Annotated in this window: 32 protein-coding genes; 17 read left to right on the forward strand and 15 right to left on the reverse strand. The window is 42.1% G+C overall.

Annotated elements, in window-relative coordinates:
* Positions 1-57 precede the first annotated feature (57 nt).
* On the reverse strand, positions 58-1,674 hold the full coding sequence (locus tag B6N13_RS00495; protein WP_011978243.1) for a methyl-accepting chemotaxis protein: 1,617 nt from the start codon (positions 1,672-1,674) through the stop codon (positions 58-60).
* Between the two features lie 229 nt (positions 1,675-1,903).
* Between B6N13_RS00495 and B6N13_RS00500 the strand changes: the two genes are divergently transcribed.
* Positions 1,904-2,371 (forward strand): OsmC family protein, encoded by a 468-nt coding sequence (locus B6N13_RS00500; RefSeq protein ID WP_169458120.1) that lies wholly within the window; start codon positions 1,904-1,906, stop codon positions 2,369-2,371.
* 47 nt (positions 2,372-2,418) lie between these two features.
* Here B6N13_RS00500 and B6N13_RS00505 read toward each other — a convergent pair whose 3' ends face one another.
* Positions 2,419-3,030 (reverse strand): glutathione S-transferase family protein, encoded by a 612-nt coding sequence (locus B6N13_RS00505; protein ID WP_011978245.1) that lies wholly within the window; start codon positions 3,028-3,030, stop codon positions 2,419-2,421.
* A gap of 67 nt (positions 3,031-3,097) precedes the next feature.
* On the opposite strand from B6N13_RS00505, the gene B6N13_RS00510 reads away from it, so the two are divergent.
* Positions 3,098-4,006, forward strand: a complete 909-nt coding sequence (locus B6N13_RS00510; RefSeq protein WP_169458121.1) for a LysR family transcriptional regulator — start codon at positions 3,098-3,100, stop codon at positions 4,004-4,006.
* Positions 4,007-4,107: 101 nt separating this feature from the next.
* The gene (locus B6N13_RS00515) at positions 4,108-4,836 is read left to right on the forward strand and encodes a hypothetical protein (protein ID WP_169458122.1); all 729 of its coding nucleotides are present in this window, start codon (positions 4,108-4,110) and stop codon (positions 4,834-4,836) included.
* On the opposite strand, the gene B6N13_RS00520 is transcribed toward B6N13_RS00515, so the two are convergent.
* Together B6N13_RS00520 and B6N13_RS00525 are read right to left on the reverse strand one after the other, a co-directional pair.
* Positions 4,820-5,101, reverse strand: a complete 282-nt coding sequence (locus B6N13_RS00520) for an antibiotic biosynthesis monooxygenase (RefSeq protein WP_169458123.1) — start codon at positions 5,099-5,101, stop codon at positions 4,820-4,822. The genes B6N13_RS00515 and B6N13_RS00520 overlap by 17 nt on opposite strands.
* A gap of 11 nt (positions 5,102-5,112) precedes the next feature.
* Positions 5,113-6,030 carry a DMT family transporter gene (locus B6N13_RS00525; RefSeq protein WP_169458124.1) on the reverse strand — a complete coding sequence of 306 codons (918 nt, stop codon included), beginning with the start codon at positions 6,028-6,030 and terminating at the stop codon, positions 5,113-5,115.
* Positions 6,031-6,187: 157 nt separating this feature from the next.
* Here B6N13_RS00525 and B6N13_RS00530 point away from each other — a divergent pair, with 157 nt between their 5' ends.
* Positions 6,188-6,649, forward strand: coding sequence for an Lrp/AsnC family transcriptional regulator (locus B6N13_RS00530; protein WP_169458125.1), 462 nt, complete (start codon positions 6,188-6,190; stop codon positions 6,647-6,649).
* 22 nt (positions 6,650-6,671) lie between these two features.
* Here the strand turns inward: B6N13_RS00530 and B6N13_RS00535 are convergent, their stop codons facing one another.
* The 3 genes from B6N13_RS00535 to B6N13_RS00545 form a co-directional block, all read right to left on the reverse strand.
* Positions 6,672-8,090 (reverse strand): HAMP domain-containing sensor histidine kinase, encoded by a 1,419-nt coding sequence (locus B6N13_RS00535; protein ID WP_169458126.1) that lies wholly within the window; start codon positions 8,088-8,090, stop codon positions 6,672-6,674.
* Entirely contained in the window at positions 8,020-8,709 is a 690-nt protein-coding gene (locus B6N13_RS00540) for a response regulator transcription factor (protein WP_011978252.1), read from the reverse strand. The genes B6N13_RS00535 and B6N13_RS00540 overlap by 71 nt, the downstream gene beginning before the upstream one ends.
* Positions 8,710-8,831: 122 nt before the next feature.
* A complete protein-coding gene (locus tag B6N13_RS00545; RefSeq protein WP_011978253.1) occupies positions 8,832-9,440 on the reverse strand; it encodes a PepSY domain-containing protein in 609 nt (202 codons plus the stop codon).
* A 206-nt stretch (positions 9,441-9,646) separates the two neighbouring features.
* Here B6N13_RS00545 and B6N13_RS00550 point away from each other — a divergent pair, with 206 nt between their 5' ends.
* The 3 genes from B6N13_RS00550 (at position 9,647) to B6N13_RS00560 (ending at position 11,116) form a co-directional block, all read left to right on the forward strand.
* Positions 9,647-10,099, forward strand: a complete 453-nt coding sequence (locus B6N13_RS00550; RefSeq protein WP_211172723.1) for a MarR family transcriptional regulator — start codon at positions 9,647-9,649, stop codon at positions 10,097-10,099.
* A 137-nt stretch (positions 10,100-10,236) separates the two neighbouring features.
* On the forward strand, positions 10,237-10,659 hold the full coding sequence (locus B6N13_RS00555) for an organic hydroperoxide resistance protein (RefSeq protein ID WP_011978255.1): 423 nt from the start codon (positions 10,237-10,239) through the stop codon (positions 10,657-10,659).
* Positions 10,660-10,807: 148 nt separating this feature from the next.
* Complete coding sequence (locus B6N13_RS00560; RefSeq protein WP_169458127.1) at positions 10,808-11,116, forward strand: 4a-hydroxytetrahydrobiopterin dehydratase; 309 nt, start codon at positions 10,808-10,810, stop codon at positions 11,114-11,116.
* 45 nt (positions 11,117-11,161) lie between these two features.
* Here B6N13_RS00560 and B6N13_RS00565 read toward each other — a convergent pair whose 3' ends face one another.
* Positions 11,162-11,794, reverse strand: coding sequence for a helix-turn-helix transcriptional regulator (locus B6N13_RS00565; protein ID WP_169458128.1), 633 nt, complete (start codon positions 11,792-11,794; stop codon positions 11,162-11,164).
* Positions 11,795-12,027: 233 nt separating this feature from the next.
* Between B6N13_RS00565 and B6N13_RS00570 the strand changes: the two genes are divergently transcribed.
* Positions 12,028-13,044 carry an alpha/beta fold hydrolase gene (locus B6N13_RS00570; protein ID WP_169458129.1) on the forward strand — a complete coding sequence of 339 codons (1,017 nt, stop codon included), beginning with the start codon at positions 12,028-12,030 and terminating at the stop codon, positions 13,042-13,044.
* Here the strand turns inward: B6N13_RS00570 and B6N13_RS00575 are convergent.
* The gene (locus B6N13_RS00575) at positions 13,041-14,090 is read right to left on the reverse strand and encodes an AraC family transcriptional regulator (RefSeq protein WP_169458130.1); all 1,050 of its coding nucleotides are present in this window, start codon (positions 14,088-14,090) and stop codon (positions 13,041-13,043) included. The two genes, B6N13_RS00570 and B6N13_RS00575, sit on opposite strands and share 4 nt — an antisense overlap.
* A 220-nt stretch (positions 14,091-14,310) precedes the next feature.
* Between B6N13_RS00575 and B6N13_RS00580 the strand changes: the two genes are divergently transcribed.
* On the forward strand, positions 14,311-14,664 hold the full coding sequence (locus tag B6N13_RS00580) for a DUF805 domain-containing protein (protein WP_169458131.1): 354 nt from the start codon (positions 14,311-14,313) through the stop codon (positions 14,662-14,664).
* Positions 14,665-14,677: 13 nt separating this feature from the next.
* Complete coding sequence (locus tag B6N13_RS00585) at positions 14,678-15,253, forward strand: hypothetical protein (protein ID WP_169458132.1); 576 nt, start codon at positions 14,678-14,680, stop codon at positions 15,251-15,253.
* On the opposite strand, the gene B6N13_RS00590 is transcribed toward B6N13_RS00585, so the two are convergent.
* Positions 15,236-16,087, reverse strand: coding sequence for a LysR family transcriptional regulator (locus tag B6N13_RS00590; RefSeq protein WP_169458133.1), 852 nt, complete (start codon positions 16,085-16,087; stop codon positions 15,236-15,238). The genes B6N13_RS00585 and B6N13_RS00590 overlap by 18 nt on opposite strands.
* 162 nt (positions 16,088-16,249) lie before the next feature.
* Between B6N13_RS00590 and B6N13_RS00595 the strand changes: the two genes are divergently transcribed.
* From B6N13_RS00595 to B6N13_RS00610, 4 genes are all read left to right on the forward strand, one after another.
* Positions 16,250-16,972: an HPP family protein gene (locus B6N13_RS00595; protein WP_169458134.1), complete on the forward strand. Its 723-nt coding sequence runs from the start codon at positions 16,250-16,252 to the stop codon at positions 16,970-16,972.
* A 41-nt stretch (positions 16,973-17,013) separates the two neighbouring features.
* Positions 17,014-17,409: a VOC family protein gene (locus B6N13_RS00600; RefSeq protein WP_169458135.1), complete on the forward strand. Its 396-nt coding sequence runs from the start codon at positions 17,014-17,016 to the stop codon at positions 17,407-17,409.
* 310 nt (positions 17,410-17,719) lie between these two features.
* Complete coding sequence (locus tag B6N13_RS00605) at positions 17,720-18,145, forward strand: N-acetyltransferase (protein ID WP_169458136.1); 426 nt, start codon at positions 17,720-17,722, stop codon at positions 18,143-18,145.
* A gap of 134 nt (positions 18,146-18,279) precedes the next feature.
* Positions 18,280-18,813, forward strand: coding sequence for an adenylate kinase (locus B6N13_RS00610; protein ID WP_169458137.1), 534 nt, complete (start codon positions 18,280-18,282; stop codon positions 18,811-18,813).
* 162 nt (positions 18,814-18,975) lie between these two features.
* Here the strand turns inward: B6N13_RS00610 and B6N13_RS23240 are convergent, their stop codons facing one another.
* Positions 18,976-19,113 carry a hypothetical protein gene (locus B6N13_RS23240; RefSeq protein ID WP_248280181.1) on the reverse strand — a complete coding sequence of 46 codons (138 nt, stop codon included), beginning with the start codon at positions 19,111-19,113 and terminating at the stop codon, positions 18,976-18,978.
* A 198-nt stretch (positions 19,114-19,311) separates the two neighbouring features.
* Here B6N13_RS23240 and B6N13_RS00620 point away from each other — a divergent pair, with 198 nt between their 5' ends.
* Together B6N13_RS00620 and B6N13_RS00625 are read left to right on the forward strand one after the other, a co-directional pair.
* Positions 19,312-19,848 carry a hypothetical protein gene (locus B6N13_RS00620; protein WP_169458138.1) on the forward strand — a complete coding sequence of 179 codons (537 nt, stop codon included), beginning with the start codon at positions 19,312-19,314 and terminating at the stop codon, positions 19,846-19,848.
* A 298-nt stretch (positions 19,849-20,146) separates the two neighbouring features.
* The gene (locus B6N13_RS00625; protein ID WP_169458139.1) at positions 20,147-20,761 is read left to right on the forward strand and encodes a hypothetical protein; all 615 of its coding nucleotides are present in this window, start codon (positions 20,147-20,149) and stop codon (positions 20,759-20,761) included.
* A 117-nt stretch (positions 20,762-20,878) separates the two neighbouring features.
* Here the strand turns inward: B6N13_RS00625 and B6N13_RS00630 are convergent, their stop codons facing one another.
* Genes B6N13_RS00630 through B6N13_RS00645 form a run of 4 tightly spaced genes read right to left on the reverse strand, consistent with a single transcriptional unit; the run spans position 20,879 to position 23,743 of the window.
* Positions 20,879-21,607 (reverse strand): amino acid ABC transporter ATP-binding protein, encoded by a 729-nt coding sequence (locus tag B6N13_RS00630; RefSeq protein ID WP_169458140.1) that lies wholly within the window; start codon positions 21,605-21,607, stop codon positions 20,879-20,881.
* On the reverse strand, positions 21,594-22,244 hold the full coding sequence (locus B6N13_RS00635; protein WP_169458141.1) for an amino acid ABC transporter permease: 651 nt from the start codon (positions 22,242-22,244) through the stop codon (positions 21,594-21,596). The genes B6N13_RS00630 and B6N13_RS00635 overlap by 14 nt, the downstream gene beginning before the upstream one ends.
* Before the next feature lie 34 nt (positions 22,245-22,278).
* On the reverse strand, positions 22,279-22,941 hold the full coding sequence (locus tag B6N13_RS00640; protein WP_169458142.1) for an amino acid ABC transporter permease: 663 nt from the start codon (positions 22,939-22,941) through the stop codon (positions 22,279-22,281).
* A 10-nt stretch (positions 22,942-22,951) separates the two neighbouring features.
* Entirely contained in the window at positions 22,952-23,743 is a 792-nt protein-coding gene (locus B6N13_RS00645) for a transporter substrate-binding domain-containing protein (RefSeq protein WP_169458143.1), read from the reverse strand.
* 359 nt (positions 23,744-24,102) lie between these two features.
* Here B6N13_RS00645 and B6N13_RS00650 point away from each other — a divergent pair, with 359 nt between their 5' ends.
* Positions 24,103-24,921 (forward strand): MurR/RpiR family transcriptional regulator, encoded by an 819-nt coding sequence (locus tag B6N13_RS00650; RefSeq protein ID WP_011978282.1) that lies wholly within the window; start codon positions 24,103-24,105, stop codon positions 24,919-24,921.
* Positions 24,922-25,013: the final 92 nt, after the last annotated feature.

A 25,013-nucleotide genomic window follows, 5' to 3' on the forward strand; every position in this document is an offset into this window, starting at 1 on the left:
AAAAACCGTCGTAATCAATGATTAAGACGGTTTTTTGGGCTTTTAAGAAGCGCTTTATTAAACCGTGAAGCGTTTCACTTGTCCGGCGAGTTCATCCGAATTGCTTAAGGTTTGATGCACTGAATGGCTGATACGCTTGGATATTTCCATCACATCTTTCGACATATCGGCAAGGTTTGAAAGGTTTTGGTTTATTTCGTCTGTTACCTTGCTTTGCTCTTCTGTTGCACTGGCGGTTTGAGCGGTAAAGTCATAGATTCGTCCGGCGGATGTTTTTACAACCGCAATGGATTCCATTGTTTTACGCGAAAGAGAGACGCTGGTGCCAGCCATATCTACGCTTCGAGTAATCGAGCTTACCGCATTACTCACGCCAGACTGCAAGTCATTAATCATCTGTTGAATATCTTCGGTAGAGGCTTGAGTTTTGCTGGCCAGTTCTCGTACTTCATCGGCGACTACAGCAAATCCTCGGCCTTGCTCACCCGCCCTAGCAGCTTCTATCGCCGCATTTAACGCGAGTAAATTGGTTTGCTCAGAAATGCCAAGGATGACATCCAGTACAGAAGCAATTTTATCGGATCGTTCAGAAAGTTGATTGATGACTCCTGCAGCACCTTGGATTTGCTCTGCAAGGTTATCAAGCTGGGAAATGGCATTGTCTAATTGTCTTACTCCATCATCTGCTGAACGATTTAATGCTTCAACCTCGGCAACGGTATCCGCTGCATTTTGCGCCACTTCTCGAGTGGCTCCGCCCATTTCTTCTACCGCTGTCACCACAAAATCCAATGATTGGTTTTGGCGTTCGCTAAGCTCTGCGGATTGGGTAGCGGACTCGCCTAAATTAAACATTTCTTGGCGTATGTGTTCACACCCGTTACGAACTTGTCCAATCAGGCTGCCAAGGCGAGCAACAAAACTGTCTAACTCTCGACTCAGGTCGCCTGTTTCATCGGTTTTAGTACTGTTAATTCGTCGCGTTAAATCTCCATCACCAGAGCTGATTTGCTGAACACCAAAAGTAACTTGTTTGATGGCTTTAGAGATGTTTCGCGGCGCGAACCATGCAAGCACCATACTTAAGAAGAGGGCGAATATAGCAAAGACACCAACTGTCATTTTAAAAATACTGGTGAATTCATTGATAGATTTATTCTCCTCTGCAGAGTACTTACTAATCAGCTCTTCCGAGCGATCATACAAGGATCGTAACTTAAGAAAATCGTTTTGGTTTTCACCAATAAAATCAATCATGGCGGAATCGGGTTTTTCCTTCACAGTCTGCATAATACGCTGGTTGCCATCAGACCAGTTTTTGTAAAGCGTATCGAAGTCGACTAAAAATCGTGATACTTCGTCTATATCAGCAGTGAGTTGTTTGAATTCCCTCATTCTATCCAAAGCCTGCTTGGCATTTAGTAATGCCGCGTCTTCTAAGGCTTTAGCGTTGTTCGTGTTTTTCTCGAATACCAAGGTAGCCAGAGCAAGTCGGGATTGATACAAGTCTCTGTCGGCATTTTGAATTAAGGAAGTTCCTGAGGCGTATTTGCCTATGCTGTTTTGTAGATAACTGACTAGAGTTTCAGTTGAAATGATAACCATTAGAAAAACTAATGCTAAACCGCCAAATATTAAGGTATATCGACCTCTTATTGTCTTTAATATCTTCATGAATCTTGTCCCTGCGTCTGAAGTCTATAAAGTCTTGCTATACCGCTATCCTAGGTTAAAACAACATCCATAGGACAATAGCCCACATTTAAAAATGGCACTGGATAGGGAAGTTCGCAAGCTGTACCTATGCTGTTTTATTAACAAATTGTAACTTTTTGCAACAAACTCTCTGTTAGCGAAAGCTGAGCAGGTCAAGATGAGTAAAAATCAAAAGGAGTAAATCGATATGTCAGAATACTATGCCACGGTCGAGTGGAAGCGCGGTACGCAATTATTTTCAGATAAAAAATACAGTCGTGCACATGAATGGCAGTTCGAAGGCGGCGTGGTTGTGCCTGCTTCGTCTTCACCGCATATTGTCCCTTTACCTATGTCTGTGGCGGAAAATGTTGATCCGGAAAAAGCCTTTGTCGCTTCGCTATCCAGTTGCCATATGTTGTTTTTCTTGGACTTTGCTTCACGTAAAAAGTTAATTGTCGATCAATATACAGACAAGGCCATTGGCACCTTAGCTCTGGGGGCGAACGGTAAACAAATGATGACCGAAGTAATATTGCGTCCAACGGTGACATTTGTTGGAGATAGACCTAGCTCAGAGGAAATCAAAGCACTCCATCATCAGTCCCATGAGGCGTGCTTTATTGCCAACTCAGTATTGACCAACGTCCGTGTCGACGAGGCTTTCTGTGTTTGATCAGTAACAGAAGCGACTCATTGATTGAGTCGCTTTTTAATTACTTATCAAGCTTGAGTAATGGGGATAAACCAATCCAAAGCTTCGATGTCTTTAATCCAGCGTTGGATATTTGGATATTCAGACAACTGATAAGAACCGCCTTCTTCGGCCACATGGGTATAGGGGAAGAGACAAATATCCGCTAGTGTCATGGTGTTTCCCGCCAAAAAGGCCTGTTTCGCTAATGCCTCATCCATGAGTTTTAACGCGGCGCAACCTTGTTCAATACGATCTGGCAGCATTTGCTTTTTCAACTCTGTCATGGCGTTATGAGTTAGCCAAAAACGTGGCGAGGCAATGTTGGGTTCGTGGCTGTATTGTTCCCAAAACAACCATTTATAGACTTTGGCCCTAAGAATGGCATCAGTCGGTAACAAGGCAGATTTGTGTTGTTCTGCAAGATAGAGAAGCACAGCATTACTTTCGCTCAAGCATTGTCCACCATCTAATTCCAACACCGGAATTTTACCATTTGGGTTCATCGCCAAGAAAGACTCGGTGTGCGTTTCGCCCTTGGTGATGTCATATTGTTTCAACGTCACTTTTAAACCTAAACAAGCGCATAACAAACGGATTTTATAACCGTTTCCTGAGGGCAAGAAATCGTGCAGAATCATGAGTGTCTCCTTCTTAGTTGATGTTTTGATCATCTGACAAACAGCTCACGGAAAAAAGCGAATTAAATTGACGGCTGGCTTAACGCATTTTGATGAATCCCTAAAAGAGAAAATAGTATTGGATACGGAACTATTAAAAACCCTTGTGGCGATTGTTGATCATGGCAGTTTTCAACGCGCCGCTATGCAAACCTTTCGTACTCCCTCAGCCATCAGCATGCAAATGAAGCGGCTGGAAGAGCAAGTCGGCACAGACTTGTTTTGTAAGCAAGGTCGAGATCAAGTGCTTACCGAAGACGGCCAGCAGCTTGTGCATTATGCGAGACAAATTTTGCAATTGCAGGAAAGCGCCCTGCAATCCATCAAAGGACCACAGCAGGGTGTTTTGCTTAATTTAGGCTGCCCTAATGATTACGTGGCGAATTTATTGGTCGTCATTATGTCTGTCATGGAAAGCATGCTGCCCAATATCCGCTTTCGAATTCGCACTGGCACATCCTCTGAACTAAGAGAATTGATGGACAAAGGCGAAGTGGATTTAGCCCTAGTTACGCGAACACCAGACAGCGACGAAGGCTTAACCTTGTTCCAAGACAAAGGCGTTTGGGTGGCGAAAAAAGGCTTTGATTGGACGACACTGAACCCTTTATCACTGGCCTTATATGAGTCTAGCTGTAAGTTTCATTCCAGCGCCGTTGATGGTTTGCAGAAAAAAGGCACGGATTATCAACTCTATTGCGTGACCGCCAATCTCACTCTGATTGAAAGCCTGTTGATGGCCGAAAAAGCCATTTCCGCCATCGCCAGCATCAGCGTGAATGACTCACTGGAAATCATCGCAAGTGATTTATTACCTAGCCTTCCTGCGGTAGAAATCGCTTTTTCTCGCTCCGCCTCCGCACCCGATTGGTTAACCGTTTCATGGATTGAAGAAGTGATTGAGCGAGTGATTAGAGAAACGGAAAGGGTAGGTTAAGGGTTGGCATAGTGTTTTTAATTTTTGTATAGATACAAAGGCTTATATTGTTGATGAAGATTTTTTAAAAAAGATATATTTTCACATAAAAGGAATACATTTTGAGTTGGAAAATAAAGCAATTGAAAGATGACGTTTGCCTGCTGTTTGATGAAGAGCAAACCAAAAAACTGAGTCCCTCATTAGATTCAATATTCGAGAACCAAGATTTTTCTCGTTTTCATTATGGTGAAATTCAGCGGCTTATTGAAGAGCATATGAAAGATAAAAAATCGGCTAAAGATTATATGAGATTGGTAATAACAAATGATGTTGATGTATTAAATGCTGAGCATGAGTTCAAAACAGGTTGTCGCGCGCATATTTTTGCACTTCTAAAAAACCTTCATAGCATTACTGATTTCTTAGCACATGTTTTATATTTTTCGTTTGGCTTAGATCGATTAAAAACAACAGAGATAGCCCCTAAAAAGTTAAACCTTTATACCGTAAAAGATAAAATGAAAAAGCATTTTAATACTCCTAGGCTACTAGGTTTAATTGAACGGCTTACGTCTAATTCTGATTATGAATATCTTCGAGATATTGTAAATCATAGCAAGCATAGGTCTAACATCATGTCTCAACTTACATACGATTCACTCAAGCAAGGGAAAGATATCTATCTGCTTTCAATATTTGCTTTTTCTATTGATGGGAAAAGCTATAACGCTAGAGACGTCAGTGATTTTCTCAATAGTGAGTACGATAGACAAAGTGAGCTTGTCATTGAAATAGGAAATGAGATTAATAAAACTGTTACAAACATGTTGGCTAATCATCCTCAGTAATTGTATAAAACCGCTCAACATTTTTTGTCACTTCACCCCAATGAGAGGTTTTTACTCTGGCTTGGTGCCTTTCAAACGCCGCTTTGTCGGTGAATTCTTCGTACACATCAAAGCGTTGTGGGTTGTCTGAATCTTGGGTCACGGTAAAGGTGATGCAGCCCGCTTCTTGATGCGTTAGGGCGATATGGTTTTGCAGCTCAGTTAACACCGCATTTAGGTCTTCTTTTGGCACTTCAATATGGCCGCTTAAAGTTATTTTTGCCATGGTCGTTCGTCCTATCGTTTCTGTGTCAGTGGAAGTGACCAATTAAATTTCACGGCGCTGACGGCGAGTAATATCAATATCACACCCAATATTTGCGTTAGGCTGATGTGGGTCGAAAAGGCAAAGTGGTCAACAAACAAAGCGGTGATCGGATAGATAAACGACAGTAGTGCAATCAAGCTGGTGGGTAACTTTTGAAAGCTGTCATACATGATGATGTACATAAATCCGGTTAGCACGGCACCGAGAATCAATAAATCGATCCACTGACTGGTTTGCGTTGGTAAGTTGTCAAAATCGGCAAAAGGCAAAAGCATAAAGACACCAACGATCACCTGTACCAAGGCCACAAAGGTGGAGGGCACTTGGCTGACTTTTTTAGTGACAAGCGTGGTCACGGTATAAAGTAACGCAGCGCCCAAGGCGAGTAGTAAGCCAAATAATGCAGAAGAACCGTCGCTGCTTGTGTCGCCAGAGAAGAGTGCGCTTATCTCGCTCAGGTCTAATTCCACGATTAAAAACAACCCGACAAAGGCCAGCGCCAACCAAAATAACAAACTGCCAGACAGCTTTTCTTTAGTGAGTAACGCGCCCGTTAGGACTAAAAATAACGGCTGCATATGGTAAGCCACAGTGGCGATAGAAAAGGGGATGTAATTGAATGAGGCAAATAGAAATATCCAGTTTCCTACTAAAGTAATGCCGCCCAAAATAATCATCAGCAAGACGTTGCGCTGGAAGTATTCGCGACGAAGTAATCCCGCATAGTAGGCGTAACTTCCCAGCACCAGCGCACCTATCACACAGCGAAACAGCACCACATTCCAAAAGGCTTGGCCTGAACTAATGACAAAATAGCCGATAGTGCCAGACAGCATCATAGCCAAGATAAGTTCGATACTACCGATAGTATTGCTGGAACGATTCATGTGGGATTCCTCAAATAGTCCTCTTAGTAAAGTGTTCAGCTGAATACCTTTTTTCGAGGAAGTGTTCTATGGTGAATAGAATAGATCCGAAAGCCTAACTTTGGCAGATATAAAAATAGGTAAAAACCATAAAACACTGTCTATATCGGAGGTAAAAGTGCGAAATAACCTAAGAAAAGAAGAGTATGCCTTAGACGGTATCGATACTAAGCTTATCGAGCTGCTTTATGGAAATGCCAGAACCCCTGTTACCGAGCTAGCGCGTGCTGTTGGCATGACCGCTCCCAGTGTCAATGAACGGCTTAAACGTTTGGAAGAAAGTGGCGTGATAGCGGGTTATCGAGTGGAAGTGAACCCTAAGGTGCTGGGTTATAGCTTGATGGCGATTGTGCGTATGCGTCAGCTGCCGGGCAAATTAAAAGCGTTAGAGGCGTTAATCAGTTCGATACCGGAATTTGTTGAATGCGATAAAGTCACCGGTGAAGATTGCTATGTCGCGCGTTTATATTTGAAAGACATCAGTGAGCTAGATCCTATTCTTGATCGAGTTTCTGAGCTAGCTGATACCAATACTTCGATTGTGAAATCGACGCCAGTGACACGACGTTTGTTGGTTTAAAGCGTGTTTATCTCAATCTGTGTCAATCACTCGTCTCTGTTCCAATAAGTCCATTACCCTGATGTCGAGTGTTAAGAGTCACGTCTACTTGTAGGCCTGGATGATTGTCTTGAAGTTCTAGCTTCCCTTGATGAAAGTGTGCGATGGCTTTGATTAATGGGAAGCCTAGTCCATATCCGGGGCTTGTGCGGCTTGATTCTAGGCGAAATAAACGTTGCAAGGCTTTGTCTTTAAATTCATCAGGTATGCCTGGGCCGTTGTCTTTGACAATGAAGCCTGAGGTGGTGGTAATTAGTTCAATAGCGCCACCAGAACCTGTGTATTTGCAGGCATTTTCTAGGGTATTAAACATGGCGCGGAAAATAAGCGTTTTATCACCCTTAATGTGGGGCTGAGCAGTGGCAATAAATGACAGAGTTTGCTGCTTATCTTGAGTCAACGGTTGTATTAGGTCGATAACATCTTCTGCGATTTGATTAATATTCACAGTGTCAAAGTGGGAGTCGGTTTGCTTATGTTCTAGCCTGCTTAACTCTAGCATGGCGCTAAACGTCGTTAGAATATGATCCAGCTCTTCTAGCATTTCTTGTAACTGGGATTCGTTAATAGGTGCTTCATCTAAGGTGTTTAGATGGCTTTCGAGGCGTAGGCGCAGTCTGCCAAGTGGTGTACGAAGATCGTGGGCGATGGCATCAGTTACGCCTGAGACAGCATGGAAAGAATCTTCCAGTTGATTGAGCATTCTGTTTATGTAGTTAGCAAGTAGGTCGAATTCATCTTTGCGATGGCTAACGGTGACCCGTGCACCTAGGTCACCGGATTGTATGACCTTGGCGGTGTCGTTGATGTTTTTGATGCGGCTGAGGAGTTGTGTCGATAAGTAGCGTCCAGATAGCAGACCCAACCCAAGGGTTAGTAGCAAAGCCAATATGCCGGCCCGAAGAAATTGCGTTTGCAAGAAATATAAGTTTTCATCATCAAACGCGACCAATAAGCGTCCATGGGTGAGTGTTGTAATACAGCCTATGTAAAAGCGCAGATCGTTAGCACTGTCGACAAAAAAGGTCGTTTGCGCAGGGCAAGTTGCGAGGCTGGTTGGTAAGCGCGAGAGGTTGCCGTAGGTCTCATGCGCATTTTCATAGGCAAGCACTAGGTTGTTAACTTGCTTGGCCTGACTGGTAAATTGAAGCAGGTATTCATCTTCGTTCATTTGTTGGTTGAACAGGCGTTGTTGCTGCGTAATAAGCTGAATTTGCTGCTGATAGCTGCGGCTTATCTCCCCTACGCTGAGTTGATAGAGCACAAAAAAAGCCACCGCCATTAAGGTGATTAATAGGGTCGTGTAAAGCAGAGTAAAACGCCAAGCAAAGCTAGCTCGTCGCTTTTTCAACCAATCGATAACCAACGCCGCGTATTGTTTCAAGGATCGGGGGAAGGTCATCGGTTTCTACCTTTTTTCGTAAGCGTGCCACGTGAACATCAATGACATTGGTCTGTGGGTCGAAGTCATAATCCCATACAGCCTCAAACAATAAGGTGCGGGTAACGACTTGTTTAGGGTGTTCCATTAAATAACGTAGGATTTGGAACTCTTTTGGCTGCAGGCTGATTTCTCTTCCTGCCCGCCAAACCTGTCTCGTAAGTAGATCCATTTTCAAGTCTGACACTTGTAACAAGGTACTTTGTTGCACAGCTGCCATGGGTTGTCTTCTGATGAGTATTTCAACGCGAGCTAGAAGCTCGGCAAAGGCGAAGGGTTTGACAAGGTAATCGTCTCCGCCTTCGCGTAGCCCTTTGACTCGCTCATCAACAGAATCTAATGCGCTGAGTATTAAAACGGGTAAGGTTTTTTGGGCGCTACGCAATGTATTGAGAACTGTCATACCATCTAATTTTGGAAGCATGCGATCCAGGATAATCAGCTGATAATCCCCTTCTAATGCTTGGAACAGAGCATCTTGTCCATCACTGGCGACGTCCACTTGATAGCCCTGTTCTGTGAGGCCTTTTTTAATAAAACCTTGTGTGACGATATCGTCTTCAACTACCAAAATTCGCACTATTTGTTCCTATCATTGTGAGCCTGCCATTTTTGTTGCTATTGCGGCGGCTGTTCTTATGTTAAGCAAGTTTGTTCAATGCTGGAATAGAGGGATGGCTCATTTTCAGAAAAGCGACGCATTTAGCGTCGCAGTGAGGGAATCACTTCACCTGATTTGGCGTCCATTAATATTTTTGTCGAACCAGATGGCCCTAGCAATTCGACTTCATAGAATGTTAATCCACGTTTGTGTTCTAGCTCGATGGATTCAATATAAGAACCTTCTTGTGGATTAGAAAGCGCTATTGCATTTTTAATGGAAACGCCTTGTTGTAGTGCTTCCAGTGCGGCTTGATCATTGTCATCTAATTTATTAAAGCCCATGAAACGTAGGGATTTAGAGTGTCTATCTATTTCCTCACCGCTGTACAGTGCATATTTTGCTTTGTATCTTACTCCTTCTTTTAGGTCGATCCCTTTGATTTCATACACCAGAATGTTGTCTTCGTCATCCAGTTCGATTTCCATCACAGTAGAAGGGAAATCAGCTTGGAACTTTTCTAGGAGGCTATCCAAAGAAACTTTGCTAGATTTTAGTGCCTGTAGCATAAGTTGATCTTCTTGATAGTCATCGCTGTCTTTTGCGTGCACCGTGCTGCTCATCAAGATAGCGCTTGTGCATAAGGCAACAAATGTACTTATCGAAAAAAAGGTAGTGAAAATAACGCTAAGCTTTGTTTTAAGAGTCATGATTATTAACCTATATAGTGTGGTTGCTTGAATGAGTATGACGACACTATAGCTAGGTGTTATTAACGACAAGATGGCCGCAACATTAAACTTTGTTCATCTTGAGTGAAGGCTTTTTATCTAGCGATATACGGTTACCTGCAAAACAGTGTAGAATTTCTAATTATTATCGCTATAACTATTCGCGCAACTATCAATGAGAACTTATGACTTCTGACAATTCTATATTCCCCGACAACCCATTATTACTCGACAATCAGTTGTGTTTTGCCTTGTATTCGACTTCTCTTGCAATGACGCAGTTCTACAAAGAACCACTTTCTGCCATCGGTCTGACATATCCGCAATATACGGTAATGTTGATTTTGTGGGAACAAGACGGAGTAAGTTTGAAGTACATCAGCGATGCGCTTGGGCAAAAATCTGGCGCGCTAACGCCGGTTATCAAACGTATGGAAGTTGATGGTTTAGTGCAGCGTTTACGTGGTGTGGATGATGATCGAAGTTTAAGTATTGCCTTGACTGAAAAAGGTAAAAAGTTGCGCGAACAAGGTTTAGAAGTGAATCGCTGTGTTGCTGAGGCCTGCGGAATCGATATGGATGAAGTTGTGGCTTTACGTGAGCAGCTAGTAGCCCTTAGAAAAAAACTTGTAAAATAGTGCTTGCGCAATAATAGTTATTGCAATAACATAAATCCATCAGCTCAGGTAACTGAGCTTTTATTTAATTATATAGTTATCGCGATAATTATTATTTGGATAACATAATGCAACGATGACATTTTAGGAGCAATATTATGCAAGCAATTTATAGCGCAACAGCAACATCCACTGGTGGCCGTGATGGTCGCTCTGTTTCATCTGATAACAAATTGGATCTTGCTCTAAGCACGCCAAAAGAATTGGGCGGCGCTGGCGGTGAAGGTACTAACCCAGAGCAGCTTTTCGCAGCAGGTTATTCTGCTTGTTTCATTGGTGCATTGAAGTTGGCTGCATCTCAACAGAAAGTAAAAGTGCCTAATGACGTTAACGTCACAGCAACTATTGGCATCGGCGCAAACACCAAAGGTGAAGGTTTTACCATCAGCGCAGATTTAGAAGTGAATGTTCCAGGCGTAGAAAAAGACGTTGTTGAGAAATTAGTAGAAGCTGCTCACAAGGTTTGCCCATATTCAAACGCAACACGTGGCAACATTGATGTGAACTTCACTATCAAGTAATGGTTTTCCATTAAATCGTTAGTCTCAAGAATCCCTTTTGCATGAATTTGCAGAAGGGATTTTTTTGTTGCGTTTTAATCATAGTCTTAACCGACTACACTGGTGATTGATACACTACATTTTCTGATTTAAATAGAGGTGAAAAAGCATGACACATCGAAAGCTCGAACAGCATGAGATAGAGCAAGCCCTTAACCAGTTAAACACAGAAGCGTCACAAGACTGGGCGATAGAAGGCGAAAAGCTCAGTAAAACCTTTAAATTCAAAGACTTTCAGCATGCTTTTGGTTTTATGAGCATGTGTGCTCTCTACGCTGAAAAGCAAGACCATCATCCAGAATGGTTTAATGTTTACAACAAAGTCAGCATTCAACTGACGTCCCACGATGTATCTGGCATTTCGGATAAAGACTTTGATCTTGCGAAGAAGATGGAAGCCTTTGCATTGTCTGCGTAACAGATAATTCGCGACAACACGCAGGCTTCTGGTTTCGAATATGCGCTAATTAGTTAGAATAGCCGCCAGTAGTTGACTGGAAGTCGGCACTAATCCCACTTTAATCTCGAAAGGTTTGAACACCTTATTAATGATTTCTGCGGTGTAGTTGCCTTTGTCGTTTTCGATTTCGGATAAGGTTTTACGAGAGACGCCACACAGCTTGGTATAAGCGTCTTGTCTAATGCCCAGAACGCCAACGCGTAATTCTCGCAGTGCGGCGCCTTGTGTCATTTCATCCAACAATAAACTTTTGATGATCTGATTAATCGCGATTAGCTGCTCTTCTTTTGTCATCGGCTCTAAGCTTTTTGACGCACGCTGACGAGTGCTACTTGGTGATTCTGGCGCGTCAGCCTCAATAATAATAGGGCTTTCAGCAAGGTTTTTAATAGAGTCATCAATAGTACTTTCTATCGCTTTTTTGGTTTTGCTTTTCCTCGGCGTTTGGGGATCTGTGGTAGACAATTTCACAACTTCAGTAGATACGATCACTTCAGGCTGAGAATCTTTTTTTTCTTTAGAATGTTTCTTGGTTTCTAGTTTGTCCTGCTTCTTCTTTTTTTGCTCATTTTTCTTTGATTTGGCTTTATGCTTCTTCAATGGTTGAGCGCTGTCTAACTGTCCTTTCATCTTCATTTTGTCGTCTCCGTAGGCCTTATAAAAAAGCGAGGTTGAATACCGCGAATGAAATGAGAGTACAGAGCTAATATGACAGATAAGTAACAATAACGCCGAAAACGATTTTATTTTCTGAGTGTGACTATTTGATTGTCTTGATATAACGTCCTCCATCCTGTTCTAGGACGCTTTACTCGCATTTTCTTTGCATAGTGATTTCTTTTTAAAGCATTTTGAAGAGGAATTACATCATGAGAGGATTTGCGAGTTTCATTCTATTGGTGGCCTGCTGGGCGTCGAATGTGCTTGCTCAGTCAGTGGGCTTTGATCAAGTGCTCCTGTATGCAGATAGTGACAGGCCTTTGAAGGCAAGCGTGTGGTATCCGTCTCAAACTCAGATTCCACAAGAGCGCATCGCTGAGAATGCGGTTTTTGTCGGTACGGATGTGGTGCGTTTGGGGACGCCTTCACAAGGGGAGTTCCCTGTGGTGATTCTTTCCCATGGTTACGGTGGCAATTGGCGTAATGAAAATTGGCTGGTAACGCGACTCGTGCAAGATGGCTATATTGTGGCCGCATTGGATCACCCAGGAACTACCACGTTTGATCACAATCCTCTGGCAGCATCACAATGGTGGCGACGTGCGACGGATGTGTCTCGCTTGCTAGATTGGCTGCTCGAACAATCCTATTTAGTGAAACATATTGACGACGCTAATATCACGGCGATAGGGCATTCATTAGGCGGGTGGACGGTGATGTTGCTAGCTGGTGCTGAATTTGATCGCAACCAGTTAAAGCAAGAATGTGAGATTTATAACAATCCACGCACCTGTGGTTTGATGACGGAATTGGGTATGGATCAGCCGCAAATAGGTGAGCCAGCCAATGGTCTAAAAGACGCTCGTATTAAGCGGGTGGTGACGTTGGATCTGGGCTTGGCAAGAAGTTTCTCTCGCCAGAGTTTACAAGCGCTTACCACACCGACCTTAATTCTTGCAGCGGGTGTCGATATTGGTGACTTGCCGCAAGAAAAAGAATCTGGCTTTCTCGCCCAGTTTATTCCGAAGCAAAATCGAGACTACATTGTCTATCCTGATGCCGCGCACTTTAGTTTTATGCAGCTGTGTAAACCCAATGCTATTGCTATGCTAGAAGAGGAAGTGCCGGGCGATGGCATTATTTGTCGAGATGGTGATTGGCGCTCTAGAGAAAAGCTTCATCAAGCCATGTATCTGGATATTATTCACTTTCTCCAAGCCTCTTAACTCTTCATATTGGCGCGACGAAAGGCACTTGGCGTTTGTTGCATTACCCTTGAAAACTCTCGATGGAAGTTAGATTTCGTCTGAAAGCCAGAGTCCAAATAAATTTGGGTGATGGCTTTGTCGGTTGTGAGTAAAAGCGTTTTTGCTCGCTCAATGCGATATTCATTCACCACTTGTGAGATGTTTCGACCATAAGTTTGATTGATGGCGGCAGATATCTGTCGTGCTGGAATGCAGGCTTTGCGCGCAAGCCTATCAAGTGTGAGATCAGGGTCGAGAAACGCTTCTTTGGTGCTAAGAAGCACTTCTATTTTGTGCACTATGTCTTTCACTTCATCGTCTGTTAATGGGGGATGAGGCTTGTCTTTTGATTCTTCTACAGGCGTTGTTTTTTCATTTTGATCGGATGATTCATTAACGCTGGGTGCAATGCTTAGGCTCATCATAATGACGGCAATTGACAGTACTGGCAGTAATACCGCGTGACCAATAGCGAGGATAATCAGCGCATGCTCGCCAGCAAAAAAAGTAAAATCGACCGCCAAAGCGCCATCAATCATGGCGGACATTAATAGCATGGCACCCGCAATACGTTCGGCTTTTAGAGCATTATCGATATCGGATAAGCGTACTTGTTCAGGAAGATCCGACGCTTTAAAAGAGGCTCGAATCAGTGCAACGCCATAACCTATATAAAGCAGTGTTAAAACAGGGTCCAAAGGCGGTCGCCAGAATGGATAAGTAAAAGACGCCAAGGTGACAAAAACAGGCGGTAAGAAATGCCAGATTTTTAGTTTATAGCGTTGGTGAGCACTCGAAAAACAGTACCAAGCAGTGACGGGAATACAAGACGCCAAGATAGGTTGCAGCAACCGAAATAGTGGGTAATCAAAGGTCCAGCGTAGACCAACCACTGTCGTCGTTAGCGCACACAAAGCAATAAAGACAAAGGCTGATTGCGTAGTTTCTTCTCGGCGAATGAACAACAAAATTGCCAAGATAGAAAGTAATAGGGCAACCACAAAAGGTAATGGAATAGCGATCATCTTGGCTCCGCCTTATTTATTGTGAAATAGCTCAGATCTGAACTCCGTTGTATATGTATCACTTTTATCAACATCATGCCCGCCGTTATTTTTTAGAAAGCCATTCTGTCCTAAAAAGCCATCAAGGACGTCCTAGAACCTGATCTAGGACGTAAATCTTTTCTTCGCCACGTACTTTTAAGCCTTCAATGTCCCTAGGGATTAGTCAAAGGAGAAAAGTATGAATTGGTATTTTGATGCGTGGAAACGTTATGCGCAATTTTCGGGACGAGCACCGCTAGAAGCATTTTGGATGTTCTTTTTGGTGAATTGTTTGATCTCGGTAGTGTTTGTCGTGTTGGAAAGCTTTTTTCAAGCAATATGGAAGATAGAAGCGCTTTATAGCGTGTTAGTTTTCTTGCCCATGCTTTCTTTAACTGTACGCAGGTTACATGACACTAACCGCTCCGCTTGGTGGTTGCTGGTGGTTTTGCTTCCCGCAGTAGGCATGGTGGTTTTGCTGGTGTTATTAGCTTTACCAAGTGAGCCAGACAGCGATTTTTCTAATTATCCACAAAACAACGCGATGCTATAAACAGGAGCTAAACATGAAAGATGTTAATAACTTACCCCACTTATCCACCATGTTATGCTCAATTTTACTACTTTTGTCGGTTTCTGCGTGCAGCAGTGAAGCAAAAAACACGAATGAAAGTAACTTGGCATTTTCAGATAATATAAAAGCTGTGGTCTACATCGAATCGCCGAAAGTTGGGACTTTATTGCAGCTGCGAGGTATCGCAGGAAAAGGTGTGCTTATCGCCAAAAAAGACAATCGACAAGAAGGGCAAACAACTTGTGTTTCTTCACCGATTCGACTCGCAGCAGGTGACTTCGGTGGTGACAGTATTGGTATTCAATCCGTTGAACCTATTCGACTGCTTATTTACTCCAACAAGGTCGCAGAAAAATTGATCGCCGGTGATGAAGTTGTCAGTGAGCATTATGTTATTACCGAACAGAGTGATGCTCAACTTGGTGACATCAAAATTGAATCTGGCCTAACACCTAGTTATGGATTTGTACTCAATCCTGGCGAATGGTCTTGGTCGTCGGTATTTGGTTTGGATCATGATGAAGTGGATTGCGAACTCTTGAATAATTCGCTAAACCGTCCAACTTGAGACTTTTTTCATTTCGTCTAAAAGTATTTTTTTAGCCTGCTCGAAGCCATCTGGTGAGGTGTTGTTTTTGTGGTACACAAGGTAAATGGGATAAGTGAATTCTGCTGCGCCTTTTATTCTGTGTAAAAGCCCTTCTTTTAGATACTGGTCGACCACTCGGGTACGGAAGTAACCATTTCCTCCTTTCGCTAATAAGTATTTTAAAGCCATAGGACCAAGAGAAAACTGCATCGCTGCTTGGCGGTTAAAGGGCACGCAGCGATCAAATTGCAGAGTAAACTCTTCTCCCCACTCGATGAATAAATCAGGTGTTGTTTGCAAATTGGCTGCGACATGAATGAGCTTCTCTTCCGCTATCTGCTCAACGACTAAACTTGGTAAATAGCGCGGACTGTGGACAATGATCGCGTCGATTTCTTGCTTTTGTAGAGATTGATACAGCATGTCTGTTGTCGTAACTTGGCTGTTAATAAGTAAATGAGGCATGTCGTTATTCATCGCTAGCTGCCAGTCGATTAATATCGGATTCCAGAGACTGATTTCACCACCAATTCTCAAGGTTTGCTGAGCTTGAAAATCTGAAATGCCGCAAAGCTGTTTTGCCTGCTCCCATGCTTCCAACATATTTTTTGCAGGTTTTACAAAGGCTTCGCCATTTTTGGTTAGCTTAGCTCCAGCTCTATTACGAATAAATAAACGGCAATTTAACGATGATTCTAGTGCTTGTACTCGGGCAGTAACCGTGGTTTGAGTAATATGTAGGCGTTCTGCGGCACGGGCAAAAGTGCCAGCGTGAATAATTTCGAGAAAGGTTTTAGCTTGTTCAATATCCATGTTTTAATTTTAAATGCAATTATATTGCACTTAAACCTCATTTAAATTCGTTATACATGAGGCTATTTTAATCATTAAAATGGCGCCTTTACTAGGTAAACACGACTGTTTGCTTTTATTGTCTGAAATCGCAATTTATTCTCATAAGGCGTTATTGCTCCCATGTTCCTTTCGTTATGTCGTAACACAGCCCGATTTATTGGTATTGAAACTAATAAAACCTCTCACTTTGAACGCTTTTTATCAGGAATAACGGCTTGCGTTGCTTTAGTCAGTGTTTTTTATTGTTCGAGTCTGTTTTTGTCTCTTCCTGATTCGTTGTTGGTAGTGTCTTCCATTGGAGCCAGCGCGGTCTTATTGTTTGCGGTTCCACATGGGGCTTTATCGCAACCGTGGCCTTTTGTTATCGGACACCTAATATCAGCGCTGATTGGCATCTTTTTTTATCAGGAGTTTGGAGCGTCTTTTTTGACTGGAGCGGCCGCCGTTGGCACGTCGATAGTTGTTATGCATTACCTTCGTTGCTTGCACCCACCAGGGGGATCGACGGCATTATCTTGTGTGATTGGTGGCAGCAGTATACATGCGATGGGGTATGAATTTTTACTGTATCCGTTATTGATTAATTTATTGGCGATGTTGGCGCTCGCAGTCATTCTCAATAATTGCTTTTCTTGGCGACGTTATCCTGCTGCTTTAAATACATCATTGCATCAAGAAATCAATGAACAACACTTGCTTGAAATGGATGATCTTTATCATGTGCTAGAACAGGAGGACATTTTTATCGACGTCAGTGCAGAAGAGCTTATGCATATTTATAACGCAGCAAGAGTGCACGCAAAAGAGCGACATAAAAGACTTGTATCTACATTGCCGAAGTAGGATCTTAGTGTGAAGACGCTATTTAATGAAAAAGGAATTACATGTTTTCGCATATTTATTACGGTGTTAGTGACTTTGAGCGAGCTTATGCTTTTTACAGCAAGCTAATGACTTGTTTAATCATCAAAGAGCGCTTTTATGATCGAGATAAGCCTTGGGCAGGTTGGAACAGTCCTAGTTCAAACGGCCGGCCGTTATTCATTATCGGAAAACCTTTTAATGGTAAAGTCCATGATCAAGGCAATGGACAAATGATTGCTTTCAATGCAAAAGACAGAGCCACCGTCACGGCAGCATACAACTTAGCTATTCGAAACGGCGCCACATGTGAAGGTCAGCCCGGATTACGCAGTGAATACCATGAAAGTTACTTTGGTGCTTATTTTAGAGACTTAGACGGTAACAAGGTTTGTGTCGTGTGTCATGGGGTTGAATGACATAAGGAGATGACTTGTAAGTTTAAAAATGTAAATAAAATCAATTGGTTAAGTTTTATTTATTTCTGGGTGAAATAACAAGAATTTAAATCGTTTTCTCTTTAGATCTTATTTCTCTTCACTGTTTTGCGCCTAAGATCGGTTGCAACTTCTATACATTGTCGCTATATTCCCGAAACTTGAGAGTCCAAGGAATAGCCAAGTTATCTTGTGCGGTAGGTGCTTTCACTAATGTCATATTTTGGCAGGCGTGTGAGCACTTGGAAATCAACATACCCTGCCTTGGTTATTAATTGCAGAGGTAAGTATTATGATTCGTAAATTGTGTGCCGAAGATATTAATGAAGTCGTATCCATTTGGTATTCGGCCTCAGTGAAAGCTCATGATTTTATTGCTGAAGAATTTTGGCACTCGCAAAAAGAGCCGATGCGTGATGTTTATATACCCAATAGTGAAACTTGGGTTTATTACCTAGAAGACCGCATTTCAGGCTTTATTTCTTATTATCAAGGCTTCATCCCAGCTCTGTTTGTTTCCCCAAGTGATCAATCTAAAGGTATTGGTACTGAATTGCTCACTACACTGAAACAACATTATAACCAACTCAGTCTGACAGTTTATGCGGAAAATACTCAGGCTCATTCATTCTATATTCGACAAGGTTTTATCGAGCTAGAACGAAATTTGTGTGAGCATACTGGGCATGAAGAGATCTTAATGTCTTGGGCTTTATAAACATATAAAAGTATTTCTAAAGGATTCAAAGTATACGATGTGTGTATTTTGAATCCTTTTTGTCTTAATTTCGTGAGCAATAGGATGAGCTAGTTTATCTGAGGCGAAGTAAGGAACAAGTTGACGTATCTACCATGAAAAAAGTAAATGTAATAGGAACAACCGGAAGCGGGAAATCAACATTTTCACAGCGCTTAGCTACAAAGATAAATGCACCTTATATCCAAATGGACCAAATTTTTTGGAAGAAAAATTGGCAAGAGTCTCAAGATTCTGAGTTTTTTCAAAGAATTGAAGAGGTTTTATCTGAAAGCACATGGGTTTTAGACGGTAATTATAGTAGAACGAATGTTATAAAATGGCGAGATGCAGATACTATCATATGGATAGATTACTCATTTTGCAGAACGTTCTTTCAACTATTTAAACGTACTATCAAAAGGATAATCTCAGGAGAAGAGCTATGGCCAGAAACAGGAAATAGAGAATCCTTTGCCAAATCCTTTCTATCGAAGAAATCGATTTTTATTTGGTTTTTTAAAAATTATAGTCAAAACAAAAAAGGCTACTCAAAGTTAATGTATTCTTCAAAAATTAAGCACATTAATGTCATTCGTTTATGTAGTCCAAAAGAAGCAGACTTATTTTTGAAGAACATAGAAGCGTAGAGTACTATTTTTGTATTTTATGAGTTAGTTGTTGCTGCTACTACATCAATTTAACTTTATCGCTAGTCAGATTTGACTACTCCAATCAAAAGCCAGCTTATTTCCCCTTTTATTGAAGAGAAACAAACGGGCTTTCTTGTAATTAAGTTAAGAAGTCGAAAATTAAAGCATGGCCCCGATGAATCGTTTCAGTTCATCAGTCTGAGGGTTGGGCAAGATTGTTTTTGGATCGCCTTGCTCCCAGACTTTGCCTTGGCGCATGAAGACAACTCGGCTGCCTACATCGCGGGCGAAGTTCATTTCATGGGGCACCAGCACTAAGGTGATGCCTTCTTTCGCCAGTTGCTAGAGTACTTTTAAGACTTCGCCATCGTCATGTGTGGGAACAGGTTGAAGTTTTGGAAAATCATACTGACACTAAGCGCAAGACGACGAACCTGAATGTCTTCTGTGGTGACTTCTTAAGCGATAACATATTTATTTTAAAAGGGAATTGATTTGAAAAAGACAATAGCTGTGATGATTTGCCTTCTACTTTTTGGCTGCTCTCATGTTCCATTAGGCAGCATGCTTAAGCTGAGTGCCTTTGATGAAAATAGTTTTTTAAGCTTAAATCCACATGAATTGAGAAGTCGAATTCAGATCGATAAACCGGTTGAAATAGACATATCCAAAACATCGTTATCATTGAATTTAGAAACATCGAATGGATGGCTAGTTTTTGATTATCCATTGAAGGTTCTCTCTATTAAAAATATTCATAAGGATGACAATAAGTGGTTTACATCGGCGACGGAATTTACGGAATATGAGTTTGCTCTATCAGATGAGGCTGTTCATAACTTTCAAGCTTTGCAAGAAAGAATGCAGTTGGAAAAGCCTAAAAGCTACCGTTTGAATATTGATACTGAACTTGAAAAATTACCGGATGATCAAGACGAGATTACGCTATCTATCTTTGTAAGGCTGTCTGCAGAGAGTGATTACATTACCTTGTTTGATAGAGAATCTTTTGATGTTGACGAGCATAACTAAAGCAAGTGAAAGGCAAGTCATTAATTCTGAGTCAGAGCTGGATGCCCTGTTTACCTAAATTAAAGGACAAGCTGCGTAGTTAATAGATTCGTATTAGACATATCAACAGTCACTCAACAGTATTTGGAAAATATTTACCAATACATTATGCCCGGTGGAAGACATCTAGATGGATATTAGATTTGACCCTATTGCTATCGATACACACTTTTTCAATATGTAGCATGAGATGTTTATTAGTTTTAGGTTAAAAAATGAGAATTTTTATAAAGATATGAATATATTAAAGGAATAGAAGATGGCTGATGCAAGTATTGCGTTCGATGATGCAATTAAACATATAATGAAAAATTCAGAACAGTATCTTTACCAATTTAATTTCTCAGCATGCGAGCTTTGGTTATGCAATGAATTATGTAAAATTTTGAATTTCGAAGCTGGCACTGGTGTATCTAGTGAAAAGAATGAGTTTATTTATAACGAAGATAAGAAAAGAGACTTGTCTATTTATCATTGGGATAAAAATGGCACTGAGAAGTTGCTTGAGCATATAGAAGTGAAAGTAGTTTATCCTAAATATTTGTTAAGCCATAAAGTAAATTGGCTTGACTCATTAGTGAATAAACTTGACAGATCGCAGCTAAATTTCAATGAATATATTGGTTACCATGGCTGGGTATTTTTTGTTTGGACATCAGATAGAACATATTCAAAAAAATACCCCAATCCAACCGATTTTTTTAATAGAGATACTCAAGAGATTAAAACTAAATTGCCTCATTGTTATAATTCAAAAACAGACTTCCAATGTGTTGATATCATTGATGGAAGCTTTTTATGGAGAGGTGTTACTAAACGTATTGTTGTTAAGGGCATGCAATTTACTAAGGCAGCAAAACAGATTTCTGTTTGAATACTAATCTGATTTTCTATTACAAATTTTAACTACCCAAGTGAAAAAGCCAGCCAGTCTCTCTTACATTAAGAGAAACAAACTGGCTTTTTTGTAATTACGTTAAGAAGCCGAAAACTAAAGCACTGCCCCCATAAATTGTTTCAGTTCATCTGTCTGTGGGTTGGACAAGATGGTTTTTGGATCCCCTTGTTCCCAAACTTTGCCTTGGTGCATGAAGACCACTCGGCTGCCAACATCGCGGGCAAAGTTCATTTCATGGGTCACTAGCACCAAGGTGATGCCTTCTTTTGCCAGTTGTTCGAGCACTTTTAATACTTCGCCAACCAGTTCAGGGTCGAGGGCTGAGGTGATTTCGTCGCACAGCAAGACTTTTGGCGACATCGCTAAAGCGCGGGCGATGGCGACACGTTGTTGCTGACCGCCAGACAGTTTTTCAGGGAAGCTGTCGAATTTCTCTGCTAATCCTACTTTTTCTAGCATGGCGCGAGCCGTCGTTTCGGCCTCGGCTTTGCTTTTCTTCAAGACGATAGTCGGTGCAAGCATGACGTTTTCGCCAACTGTCATGTGCGGGAACAGGTTGAAGTTTTGGAAAATCATACCGACGCTAAGCGCAAGACGACGAACCTGAATGTCTTCTGTAGTGACTTCTTTACCGTCAACGGTAATGCCGCCTTCTTGGTATTGCTCTAAGCCATTAATGCAGCGCAATAGAGTACTTTTACCAGAACCACTTTTACCGATGATAGACACCACTTCGCCCGCTTTGATATCTAGATCAATGCCTTTCAGCACGTGATGATCGCCATAGTATTTATGGACTTGATGTAAGTTAACGAGAGACATTGAATTTTTTCTCCAGATGCTTGCTGTACAAAGACAATGGATAACAGAGTACAAAATAGATAAGAGCGACTAGGGTGAATATTTTGAAGGGTTCAAAGGTGGCATTGTTTAACATGGTGCCGACTTTAGTCAGTTCGACAAAACCAATCACCGATGCCAACGCGGTACCTTTAATTACCTGAACAGAAAAGCCGACCGTTGGTGCCGTCGCGACACGAATCGCTTGTGGCAAGATAATAAAACGTAAGGTTTGTAAGAAGCTCAAGCCCAAACAACGGCTTGCTTCCCATTGGCCTTTTGGTAATGTGTCGATACAGCCACGCCAGATTTCCACCAAGAAAGCGCTGGTGAAAAACGTCAGTGATAAAATCGCTGCGCTCCAAGCGGATATTTCATAGCCAAGCATTGATAAGCCAAAGAAGCACAAGAACATTTGCATAAGCAATGGTGTGCCTTGAAACAGCTCCACGTAGATTTTTACGATGCGTTGCATGACTGGATTACGTGTCAAACGCATGGCGGTTAATGTCAGAGCAACCGTAGTGCCACCAATAAACGCCGCGAGTGATAATAAAATCGTCCATTGTGTCGCAAACATTAAGTTGCGCAGAATGTCGTAGTTAGAAAATTCGATCATTGAGTTTCCCTCATTTTGCTTTTTGGAATGCCTTTTAATTAGACGTTCGATAAGCAAATAGGCGTTTTCCTAATGCGTTGAAAGCAAATCTCAGCAGAATAGACAAACCGAGGTACATCAAGGCGGTAACCAAGTAGCTTTCAAAAGCACGGAAGTTACGTGATTGCACAAGGTTGGCTGCATAGGTTAAATCTTGCACCGAGATCTGAGAGATCACCGCAGAACCCAGCATGACGATAATGCATTGGCTGGTAAGTGCTGGGTATATCTTTTCAAATGCCGGAATAAATATTACGCGCGTCAGTGTTTGACGAAAGTTTAATCCCAACACTTTTGCTGCTTCTATTTGACCCTTTGAAATACTGGCAAGACCGGCACGAATGATTTCTGTGCTGTACGCGCCAAGGTTAATAGTCAGTGCGATCATGCTGGCTTCCCATGGCGACAACATCATGCCAATCGCAGGTAGACCAAAGAAGATAAAAAACAGTTGAACAATAAACGGCGTGTTACGAATAAGTTCCACGTACACACTGACGACTCTTTGACTTGCTCGGTTGCCGTATTGGCGTACGGTCGCGCAGACCGTACCCAAGACCACCCCCAAGATCGTTGTCAGTACAGTGAGTTCAACAGTGGTTTTTAAACCACTGAGAAACACGTCGCTGTATTGCAATAGATCAGAGAAATACAACATAACGAAAGCCTTATGCGCCGAAGCCTTTAGGTAGTGGTGCTTTTAACCATTTCATCGAAATCTCGTTTAGTTCGCCAGACGCCAAGGCACTTTTGATTAACTCGTTCACTTTAGCTTGTAGTGCAACTTCACCTTTTGCCATGCCGATGTAACAAGGAGAGTCTTTCAACATGAACTTATTTTCTGGTGCGCGTTGCGGCTGACGCTTTGCGATCTCAGCGGCAACCAAGTTACCGGTAGCGATCAAGTTCACTTGGCCAGATAGGTAAGCGGTTAGTGTTGTGTTGTTGTCTTCAAAGCGGCGTACGTTGACGGATTTAGGCGCGTTCTTTTCAAGTTCTAAATCTTCTACCGAACCGCGTGTGACACCTACGGTTTTGTCTGCTAGCTCGCCAATTTTTGTCACAGCTACGTCTTTAGAGCCGAATACGCCTAGGAAGAAAGGGGCATAAGGTGTCGAAAAGTCGATAGCTTTTTCACGTTCTGGGTTTTTACCTAAGCTAGAAATAACCAAGTCTACTTTTTGAGTTTGTAGGTAAGGAATGCGATTGGCACTGGTCACTGGGATAATTTCGATTTTCACGCCCATTTCTTTAGCGATGTAATTTGCCATGTCTACATCGATACCTTGAGGTTTTAAATCAGTACCAACAGAGCCAAATGGAGGGAAGTCTTGAGGAACGGCAATGCGAATAAGGTTACGGTCTTTTATATCCTGCAACACGTCTGCGCTTGCGCTTAATGCGCTAAAGCCTGCTGCAATGATTAATATTTTGCCTAGTAGTTTGGTCAATCTTTTCATGGTTGGGGGTCCTATTTCGTTTTGTGAATGCCTGAAACACAATTTGCAACACCCATGCCAACATGAAACAAAAGTTTCTCTCCTTTTGATTTATGTAACAAATCACTGCAAATAAGACTTAAAACTCCCAGTTACTCTGTACAGTAACGAAAATATTGTGTGATGAAATGGGGAATTCTGCACTTGTTTTGTGCGCCAATATGGGGCGATTATGATTTTTTGGTGCGCTTTTGTTTGTCTGGTTCGATCTGTTTTTCTGATGAAAGCGTACTACGAGGCATCAAAGCGATAATCTAAGTTGGCAGTTCAACGATAATCAATTACCGTAGAGCAAAATATCCCCGAATTGAGGTTAACACGTGGCTACAAAGCAGGATGTGCTATCCCTGATCGAGCAGACTTATCCAACCCTGTCTCCTTCAGCGCGATCCATAGCGAACTATTTACAACAAAATCCCTTGGCGATTGTAAGTCAAACATCAGCTGAGATTGCCGAAAACACCAACACGTCAAAAGCGACGGTGAGTCGTTTCTTTCGTCAGCTTGGTTATGATTCGCAACAAGGTGCCAAACAAGCGCAATTAGCATTACGTGAAAGCGGCGTACCGATTTTCATCCAAGGCTCGTCTTTGGATCAAACCGCGCAAGAGCTAAAAAATCTGTCTCTTACTTTTGAAGGCTTGCGACCAGAAAACCTAAACGACATCAGTGAACGATTAGCCAAAGCCAGTCGAGTGACCTTGATTGGTTTTCGTAATGCTTATCCACTGGCGTTGCATTTCCGCCAGCAGCTGCAACAAGTGCGTCATTCTGTGCGCTTATTACCACAACCAGGGCAAACTCTAGGTGAAGATCTTCACGATATTCTTGACGATGAAGTGATTGTCTTGCTCGGCTTTAGACGCCGTACCCGCCAGTTCAAAAAAATCGTGGAAGCACTAGAAGGTCGAACCACCGTCTTGATTACCGACCCAACTGGGCAAGTCTACAACCAGCAAGTGTCTCATGTGTTGGTGTGTCATCTTGGTAATGAAAGTCCTTTCGACAGCTATGCCGCGCCAATGAGTTTGATTTCCATGCTGTGCAATCGCGTGTTTGGCTTTTTGGGCGATGCCGCTAGTCGTCAGACGCAGGCGATTTCGGCCTTGTATGAAGATTTGGATGAGTTAGAACCTTAACGGTTACGACTACTGTGCGCGACAATGCTTTGTTAAATACACCCACACTGTTTGCGACAGGTCGGCAGAAAAAAGAGATTTATTTTTCGTTT

Source organism: Marinomonas sp. UCMA 3892 (assembly GCF_012726345.1).
Classification (GTDB): Bacteria; Pseudomonadota; Gammaproteobacteria; order Pseudomonadales; family Marinomonadaceae; genus Marinomonas.

Bases quoted from the DNA above. Each gene is read 5' to 3' on its own strand.
- B6N13_RS00605 (WP_169458136.1), top strand. From the start codon at position 17,720: ATGATTCGTAAATTGTGTGCCGAAGATATTAATGAAGTCGTATCCATT.
- B6N13_RS00545 (WP_011978253.1), bottom strand. From the start codon at position 9,440: ATGACTCTTAAAACAAAGCTTAGCGTTATTTTCACTACCTTTTTTTCG.
- B6N13_RS00580 (WP_169458131.1), top strand. From the start codon at position 14,311: ATGAATTGGTATTTTGATGCGTGGAAACGTTATGCGCAATTTTCGGGA.
- B6N13_RS00640 (WP_169458142.1), bottom strand. From the start codon at position 22,941: ATGTTGTATTTCTCTGATCTATTGCAATACAGCGACGTGTTTCTCAGT.
- B6N13_RS00570 (WP_169458129.1), top strand. From the start codon at position 12,028: ATGAGAGGATTTGCGAGTTTCATTCTATTGGTGGCCTGCTGGGCGTCG.
- B6N13_RS00555 (WP_011978255.1), top strand. From the start codon at position 10,237: ATGCAAGCAATTTATAGCGCAACAGCAACATCCACTGGTGGCCGTGAT.
- B6N13_RS00635 (WP_169458141.1), bottom strand. From the start codon at position 22,244: ATGATCGAATTTTCTAACTACGACATTCTGCGCAACTTAATGTTTGCG.
- B6N13_RS00630 (WP_169458140.1), bottom strand. From the start codon at position 21,607: ATGTCTCTCGTTAACTTACATCAAGTCCATAAATACTATGGCGATCAT.
- B6N13_RS00575 (WP_169458130.1), bottom strand. From the start codon at position 14,090: ATGATCGCTATTCCATTACCTTTTGTGGTTGCCCTATTACTTTCTATC.
- B6N13_RS00585 (WP_169458132.1), top strand. From the start codon at position 14,678: ATGAAAGATGTTAATAACTTACCCCACTTATCCACCATGTTATGCTCA.
- B6N13_RS00525 (WP_169458124.1), bottom strand. From the start codon at position 6,030: ATGAATCGTTCCAGCAATACTATCGGTAGTATCGAACTTATCTTGGCT.
- B6N13_RS00565 (WP_169458128.1), bottom strand. From the start codon at position 11,794: ATGAAGATGAAAGGACAGTTAGACAGCGCTCAACCATTGAAGAAGCAT.
- B6N13_RS00625 (WP_169458139.1), top strand. From the start codon at position 20,147: ATGGCTGATGCAAGTATTGCGTTCGATGATGCAATTAAACATATAATG.
- B6N13_RS00600 (WP_169458135.1), top strand. From the start codon at position 17,014: ATGTTTTCGCATATTTATTACGGTGTTAGTGACTTTGAGCGAGCTTAT.
- B6N13_RS00560 (WP_169458127.1), top strand. From the start codon at position 10,808: ATGACACATCGAAAGCTCGAACAGCATGAGATAGAGCAAGCCCTTAAC.
- B6N13_RS00500 (WP_169458120.1), top strand. From the start codon at position 1,904: ATGTCAGAATACTATGCCACGGTCGAGTGGAAGCGCGGTACGCAATTA.
- B6N13_RS00520 (WP_169458123.1), bottom strand. From the start codon at position 5,101: ATGGCAAAAATAACTTTAAGCGGCCATATTGAAGTGCCAAAAGAAGAC.
- B6N13_RS23240 (WP_248280181.1), bottom strand. From the start codon at position 19,113: ATGAACTTCGCCCGCGATGTAGGCAGCCGAGTTGTCTTCATGCGCCAA.
- B6N13_RS00505 (WP_011978245.1), bottom strand. From the start codon at position 3,030: ATGATTCTGCACGATTTCTTGCCCTCAGGAAACGGTTATAAAATCCGT.
- B6N13_RS00595 (WP_169458134.1), top strand. From the start codon at position 16,250: ATGTTCCTTTCGTTATGTCGTAACACAGCCCGATTTATTGGTATTGAA.
- B6N13_RS00535 (WP_169458126.1), bottom strand. From the start codon at position 8,090: ATGACCTTCCCCCGATCCTTGAAACAATACGCGGCGTTGGTTATCGAT.
- B6N13_RS00610 (WP_169458137.1), top strand. From the start codon at position 18,280: ATGAAAAAAGTAAATGTAATAGGAACAACCGGAAGCGGGAAATCAACA.
- B6N13_RS00590 (WP_169458133.1), bottom strand. From the start codon at position 16,087: ATGGATATTGAACAAGCTAAAACCTTTCTCGAAATTATTCACGCTGGC.
- B6N13_RS00550 (WP_211172723.1), top strand. From the start codon at position 9,647: ATGACTTCTGACAATTCTATATTCCCCGACAACCCATTATTACTCGAC.
- B6N13_RS00645 (WP_169458143.1), bottom strand. From the start codon at position 23,743: ATGAAAAGATTGACCAAACTACTAGGCAAAATATTAATCATTGCAGCA.
- B6N13_RS00495 (WP_011978243.1), bottom strand. From the start codon at position 1,674: ATGAAGATATTAAAGACAATAAGAGGTCGATATACCTTAATATTTGGC.